Annotated in this window: 2 protein-coding genes; both read left to right on the top strand. The window is 38.1% G+C overall.

Features of this window, described 5'->3' with window-relative positions; genetic code table 11:
• Positions 1–222 precede the first annotated feature (222 nt).
• A complete protein-coding gene (locus ACZFYI_RS17875; RefSeq protein WP_462525485.1) occupies positions 223–1,410 on the top strand; it encodes a proline dehydrogenase family protein in 1,188 nt (395 codons plus the stop codon).
• Between the two features lie 62 nt (positions 1,411–1,472).
• On the top strand, positions 1,473–3,191 hold the full coding sequence (gene lysS, locus ACZFYI_RS17880; RefSeq protein WP_462525486.1) for a lysine--tRNA ligase: 1,719 nt from the start codon (positions 1,473–1,475) through the stop codon (positions 3,189–3,191).
• The last annotated feature ends 140 nt before the right edge of the window (positions 3,192–3,331 follow it).

Here is a 3,331-nt window from a genome sequence, read left to right on the forward strand (position 1 = left end):
AATTACCGTCGGAGAAGCAATAAAATTCAAAATATAATTTTGCAAGATCTAACTGATCAGAATGATAATAGTGGCGTATTTCTATTTTTTTTAAATATTATCTTCCATCAATCGGATATTGTTTGGAATTAATTTTTACACTTTATCTCTGAAATCAAATAACCAAACAATCCCCTACCCCATGAGGTTTTTTTAATATATTTGCCCCGTAATTTGAGTCCTATGCCTGACAAACCCAATATTTCTTTTGAAAATCTTGAAGTCGCCTTTGCTTCAAAATCAAATGCTGAGCTAAAAAAAATGTACCTCATCTTTGCTACAGTAAACAACAACCTTGCTGTCAGCGTCGGCACAAAACTCGCTAATTGGTCATTTGCCCTTGGTCTTCCGATAAAAGGGATAATGAAAAAAACCATGTTTGGTCATTTTTGTGGAGGGGAAGACATCAATGATTGTCAGCATGCCTTAGACGATCTGGCAAAATACCATATCCATACAATCCTCGATTATTCTGTAGAAGGAGAAGGTGATGAAGCAAGCTATGATGCAACCAAAAATGAGATCATGAGAACCATTGAAAGGTCTGCCGGTGACGCGAATATCCCATTTGCGGTTTTTAAAGTCACAGGCTTGGGGGATTTTGAAATTATGACCAAAATTCAGGAAGGAAAAACTTTGAATGAAAATGAAAAAAAATCATTTGAAAAACTCAAAAAAAGAGTAGATGAGCTTTGTAAGGCAGCTTATGAAGCCAATACAAAAATATTGGTTGATGCAGAAGAATCGTGGTTTCAGAATGTCATCGATGATATGACATATGAGGCGATGGAAAAATACAACAAGCATTCCTGCATTGTCTACAATACTTATCAGATGTACCGTCATGACACATTTGAAAGACTTAAAAAAGCACATGACATAGCTTTGGAAAAGGGTTATTTTCATGGTGCCAAATTGGTACGGGGCGCTTATATGGAAAAGGAAAGAGATCGCGCAGCTGACAAAGGATATCCAAGTCCTATCCAACCTACCAAGGAATCTTCTGACAAAGACTATAATGCAGCCCTCGAATTCTGTGTCGAAAACATCAAATCAATGGGATTGGTATCAGGCTCACACAACGAAAAGAGCAATCTTCTTTTGACAGAATTGATTTCAAAATATGGGATCGATCCTTCAGATGAAAGTATTTACTTTGCACAGTTATATGGAATGAGTGACAACATTTCATTCAATTTGGCAAAGGCAGGATATAACGTGGTGAAGTATGTTCCCTATGGACCGGTTGAAAAAGTAATGCCTTACCTCTCCCGTCGGGCAGAAGAAAACACATCCGTCGCCGGTCAAAGTAGCAGGGAATTTGACCTTGTAAAGAGGGAAATTGCAAGACGAAAAACAGCAAAGAAATAAAGGTTATTGGTCCCGACACTTATCGGAATGGTTATAAAAATTTGAACTGAAGAAATAAAGAAATGCAGTTATTAAGCGAACAGGAATTAGAAAGAAGAAAAGACAGGGAGGAATTGATGAAATTGGGTATTAACCCCTATCCTGCTGAATCATTCTTTGTCAACGTGACAGCGGAAGACATCCATAAAAATTACGAAAATAGAAAAACTGACTATAAAGATATTTCTATTGCAGGAAGGTTAATGACCAAGAGAATCATGGGATCTGCCTCCTTTGCGGAGATTCAGGATTCTACAGGGAGACTTCAGATTTACCTCAGAAGGGATGATTTATGCCCTGATGAGGACAAGACTTTCTACAATACTGTATTTAAAAAGCTATTAGGAATCGGTGATTTCATCGGCCTGAAAGGATATATTTTCACTACTCAAACCGGTGAAATCTCCCTTCATGTTACTGACCTGAAGATACTTTCCAAATCGGTCAAACCATTGCCTGTCGTAAAAAGAGATGAGGAAGGTAATATCTATGATGGATTTACAGATCCTGAATTGAGATATAGGCAGCGCTATGTAGACCTTACTGTCAACCCGGAAGTCAAAGAAGTATTCTTGACAAGGTCAAAGGTAATAACCAATATGCGTAGGTACTTTGATGACCATGGATGGCTGGAAGTGGAAACCCCAATCCTGCAACAAGTCCATGGAGGTGCTGCTGCCCGTCCGTTCAATACTTTCCACAACACTTTGGATATGCCTCTCTACCTGAGGATTGCCAATGAATTGTATCTCAAAAGATTGATTGTCGGAGGTTTTGAAGGTGTTTATGAGTTTGGCAAAATGTTTAGAAATGAAGGGATGGACCGTACGCATAATCCTGAATTTACGAGCATGGAAATTTATGTGGCCTACAAGGACTACATCTGGATGATGGAAATGGTAGAGGACCTCATCGAAAAAGTTACCTTTTCAATCCATGGAAAGACAGCGGTGAAAGTGGGTGAAAAAGAAATTGACTTTGCCGGTCCATACAAAAGGTTGACGATGTTTGATTCCATCAAAGAATATGCAGGAATTGATGTCAGCGAAATGGATGAGTCAGGTCTCAGGCAGGTATGCTTGGATCTAGGCATTCAGGTAGATAACAGTATGGGCAAAGGAAAACTGATAGATGAAATCTTCGGTGAAAAAGTGGAAGCCAACCTGATCCAACCAACATATATCACTGACTATCCTGTTGAAATGACTCCTTTGGCCAAAAAACACAGGTCAAAAGAAGGTTTGGTCGAGCGTTTTGAGCTTTTTGTAAATGGCAAAGAAATCGCCAATGCTTATTCCGAATTGAACGATCCGATTGTACAAAGGGAAAGATTTGAAGATCAATTGAAATTGGCAGCTAGAGGTGATGATGAGGCTATGGCAATGGATGAGGATTTTCTGCGTGCTTTGGAGTATGGTATGCCTCCTACTTCAGGATTGGGCATTGGAATCGACAGGCTTACGATGTTACTCACCAATAAAACTACCATTCAGGAAGTACTTTTCTTCCCTCAAATGAGACCTGAAAAGAAATTGAAAATGGCATCAGATGAGGATTTCATGGAATTGGGCATACCTATTGGATTACTTCCTGTCATCAGAGACCTTAACATTCAGACTATTGAACAGCTTAAGGAAATGGATCCAAACAAACTCTTCAATGATGTCTGTGGAAGACGGAAAAAATTAAAGCTTGAGGTACCTAACCCTAGCAAGGAGGATGTGGAAAAGTGGCTTTCTTGAAGCGTCATGATGATTCACAAAAATCCGGAATAAATTCCGGATTTTTTTTTCTTATTTTTTATTTATTAGAAATGGAATAAACACAATTAATTTTTTTTATTTAATAAATTATATATCTAATTATTTATTTTTAAAAAAAA

Source organism: Aquiflexum sp., from assembly GCF_977115555.1.